This is a genomic window from Gilliamella sp. Choc4-2 (assembly GCF_001690355.1).
Lineage (GTDB): Bacteria > Pseudomonadota > Gammaproteobacteria > Enterobacterales > Orbaceae > Gilliamella > Gilliamella apicola_A.
In genome coordinates, this window is sequence record NZ_LZHG01000020.1 from 1 (window position 1) to 4,169 (window position 4,169).

General features: G+C 32.6%; 4 protein-coding genes and 1 pseudogene. All 5 read left to right on the forward strand.

The window, feature by feature from the left end:
* A partial coding sequence (locus A9G34_RS03165; protein ID WP_141670323.1) for a peptidoglycan recognition protein family protein occupies window positions 1–1,002 on the forward strand: 1,002 nt, incomplete at its 5' end.
* 9 nt (window positions 1,003–1,011) lie between these two features.
* Window positions 1,012–1,554: a hypothetical protein gene (locus tag A9G34_RS03170; RefSeq protein WP_034944929.1), complete on the forward strand. Its 543-nt coding sequence runs from the start codon at window positions 1,012–1,014 to the stop codon at window positions 1,552–1,554.
* 98 nt (window positions 1,555–1,652) lie between these two features.
* A complete protein-coding gene (locus tag A9G34_RS03175) occupies window positions 1,653–2,792 on the forward strand; it encodes a peptidoglycan recognition protein family protein (RefSeq protein ID WP_065568848.1) in 1,140 nt (379 codons plus the stop codon).
* Window positions 2,773–3,486: a hypothetical protein gene (locus A9G34_RS03180; RefSeq protein WP_065568849.1), complete on the forward strand. Its 714-nt coding sequence runs from the start codon at window positions 2,773–2,775 to the stop codon at window positions 3,484–3,486. The genes A9G34_RS03175 and A9G34_RS03180 overlap by 20 nt, the downstream gene beginning before the upstream one ends.
* A 260-nt stretch (window positions 3,487–3,746) precedes the next feature.
* Window positions 3,747–4,169: pseudogene (locus A9G34_RS03185) on the forward strand (hypothetical protein); the annotation flags it as partial.

Consider the following 4,169-nt stretch of genomic DNA (forward strand, 5'->3'; position numbering starts at 1 on the left):
GAGCAGATAGGGCATTTACTGGTGAAATATGAAAGTGAATGGTATGCTGATGAAGAATTAAGTAAATGGAATGAGATAGATAACCTATATGAACAAGAAAAACAGCAAAAAAAAGAAATCATCGAAGAAGAGTTAAACAAACTCGGACTAACCTTACCTTATCAGCGAGACTCTGCCATGAAAAAAGTGGACGAAGCGCACGAATATGTCAAAAGCAACTGGCAACTAGAAAAAGAAGAGCGCATAAAACCATCTTTATGGTGGAAAGAAGTGGCACAGGCACAAGCCCAAAATCAAACAACTAGCACAGAACAAAGTGAAGCTAATACGCCTAAACTGACCAATCTATCAACTAACGGCAAGGCATGGTTTATTCATCCTGTGGCGATGATGGATTATTTTAAAGTTGAAAAAAATAAAGGCGTTTGTCCTATAACACCTGACTATAGAAGTCATTTTGTTTTACATTGTACTGATGGAAACATGTCAGAAGAGACTATCAAGGCAATAAATAATGTTAACAATCCAGATAAAAAAATAAGGAGTAAAGCTCATAAATATATTATGAGAAATGGGGATGTAATTGAAATATGGCCTTTTACCGAAAAAAATGTATGGGCTACAAAAGCTGAATCTAGAAATAATTTAAAAGGAAGAATGTTCCATGTCGAAATCAATTATAAAAGTCCGGATGTACCTACAGATAACCAATATCAAGCTCTTGCTGATTTATATATTGAAGCTTCCGATATTGAAGGATGTTGGCCAATTATAGTACCTCATATAGAAGTTGATAGAGGCATTCCAAATGGTCATGGTGATCCTACAGATTTTGATTATAATAAATTTTATTCTATCTTAAGAAGTAGAAATGTACCGATAGATGATATTCCTCATTTCGAACATAAACGATACTGGGGATATAGCAAATCAAAAATTCCATTTGCAAATGATAAATATTCATGGCCTCCAATTTTATCTGGAAATCCGCATAAAAAATAAGGTTATTATATGAAAAAATTAATTTTATTATTTTTGCTATTACCTAACTTGTTATTAGCTCAAGAGGTATATACTAATTCATCCTATCAAGAATTTTTATCTTTAGGAAGTATGGAAAATGGTAAGCAGAATTTCTTAAATCTTGAAAATGGAATGATAGATTGGATAAATTTAACAGAGTTACAGAAAATGGAACAAACAGATATGTTATCGCCACATACTTTTTGGGATAAAGTTAACAAAAACTCTATAGGTTTTTATGCTAATGGTTATGAACCATTTTGGAATGCTAAAATAAGTAAGAATAAATTGCAATTCATATCTCTAAAAGAAAAAAATATAAATATTGCCATAGATATAAAAAATTCTTCTTTAACAAGAAATTTTTTGGTTGTTTTTCATTCTAAAGATGGTGTATATGGCTTAATTCGTAGTCTACCCAAAGGAACTTTTTGTGAAGCAAATCTTGATGAGATAACTTCAATATATGAAATTTTTATTGATTATAAAGGTGAAATATTTGAAGGTTGTGCATATTTAGATAAATTATAAATTGTTTTTAATAGTAAAAAGCCACGGTAGGCGAATTATCTGATAAAATCAGCAAAAATAACGTTGCCACCTTAGATTTAGCCGATTACACGCCGGCGATGCGAGAATTACAGCAAATCTTAACTGGCACACTAATATATTCAACCCAACGAAAAAAAGACCTACCGCCACCGACTTTTACGGATAGGGATTTAAAGGAAGGATTACGCAGAAGTTGGACAGCGGAGCAGATAGGGCATTTACTGGTGAAATATGAAAGTGAATGGTATGCAGATGAAGGGTTAAGCAAATGGAACGAAGTTGATGAGCTATTTGAAGAGGAAAAGCAACAACAAAAAGCGCTTATTGAAGCGGGGTTAGATAAACTTGGCATCACCGAGCCTTATCAGCGAGATTTTGCCATGAAAAAAGTGGACGAAGCGCATGAACATGTCAAAAGCAACTGGCAACTAGAAAAAGAAGAGCGCATCAAACCCTCACTGTGGTGGAAAAAAGTGGCACAGGCACAATCATCTCAAAAATCAAACGACAACACCCTAGCACTTTCTAACCTATCAATGGATGGTAAAGCATGGTTTATGAATCCTGTTGGAGTTATAAATATTTTTAATAAAAAATCTAATATAAATAATGAAGGATTTATTTGTAATGACAGTATTATTCAATACCAAGTTAAAAAATTGGAACGGGGAAATATCATTGGTCCCAATGCCATTGTTTTGCATAGAACATATTCAAAAGGAAGTGCAATTAATGTTATTGAAAATACTTGGAAATCACCTTGGAATAAAGACAATATTGGCGCACATTTTGTTATAGATAAGGATGGAACAATTTATCAAGTTGTAAGTTTGAAAAAATATGCTAATCATGTAGGAGTCATTAGACCTCGTTGTGAATTGACTAGAACTTGTGATACAAACTATAGATCAAAAACTTATAGAGAAAAATATTTATCTGAATTAAAAAAAGATTATCCAGAACGTTATCCATATAACCAAGACAGTATAGGTATTGAAGTTGTAGCATGGTGGGACGACAAAACTAAGTTATGGGATGATGCAACACCTCAACAATTAGAATCAATTAGAAATTTAGTTATTTTTTTACAAAAGGAGTTTAATTTAAATGATAAAGACTTGTATCAACATCAGTGCATTGCTTATAAAACAAGTGGAGAAGGTAAAAATCTGTATCCTCCTGCTGATAATTGGAATATTGATCCCCGTCACTACTAGTGCCAATAATCGTGATGAAATCAAAGTATTATCGCTAGAAAAGGTAGTTGCGGTAGAAATGGACCGCAACGATCATCTTTACGATTTATGTAATAAATGGAAATTAGGCAAAAAGGAAATAGCCCGTTTCTTCTTGACTGCAAAGAAATCTATCGATTCAGATCAAATAAATTCGTTTAACTTTTATAATTGCAACATAAAAGGTGAATTATTGATTAATGGAATAAAAAAAGAATATAGCATTGATTTAGGTGGAGTAGCAGTTATTCATGAAGGTGATAACGCTGAAGAGATAGTATTTGGTTGTTCTAAAGGCGAGTGTTTGAAATACGTTCATAATGAACCTTATATAAATCACGATGAAATCAAAGTACTGTCAATAAAAAAAGTAATTAAGGAGGGTAGTGACGATTATCTTAACGATTTATGTAATAAATGGAACTTAGGCAAAAAAGATATAGCCCGTTTTTTCTTGACCGCAGAAAAATATATCAATTCAGCTCAAATAAGTGCTTTCGACGTTTATACGTGTGAAATAAATGGTGAATTATTAATTAATGGAGTAAATAAAAGTTATAGTATTGATTTGGGGGGGCTAGCATTTATTTCCGGAGAAAACAAAGATCAGATAGCATTTGGTTGTTCTAAAGGCGAGTGCTTAAAATATGTTCATTATGAGCCGTACATAGATTAGAAAAAGGTTTGGTAATGCAAAAATCTATTCAAAAACAATGTACTAAAAAAGAAAGACAAGACTGCGAAAAAGCTGTGGTAGAGCCTGGCAGTGAACCATAATCAAATAAGCAAAAAGATACTTTTTATAAAGAAACAATGTAATCTTATTTCCCAAGTTTATTATTGATTAATGGGCAAAGAGAAATATTAATGCTAAATATATTCGATAAGTAAGAACTTATCAAATTAAAATAAAGATAAGAAATTTATGAACGTAAAATGACCATCAAAAAAATAGACGATTTCATTTTTCCAATAGGCGAACAACCACTTAGTCAAGACGCTTATTATAAAGCCTTATCAGAAGCAAGCAGCGGCTTTTATCCCTTTGGTGCCAATGGCATATGGCATGGTGGTATCCATATTGACAAAAAGGTATTGAAAGAAATCAAAGAGGAAGCGAAGCTGCGTTGTATGGCTGATGGTGAAGTTATCGCTTATCGAGTGAATGATGTTTATCCTAAAATTGTGTATCAGGACAATGTTGAACTAAAACTGCCTTATAAGGAACAACAAAAAGTTGCTTATTTCTCAACAGGGTTTACCTTAGTCAGGCATCTGTTACAAATGCCCAAAATTGCTAATTCAACCGACACACCACCATCAATAACGTTATACAGTTTATATATGCATCAGTTAGAT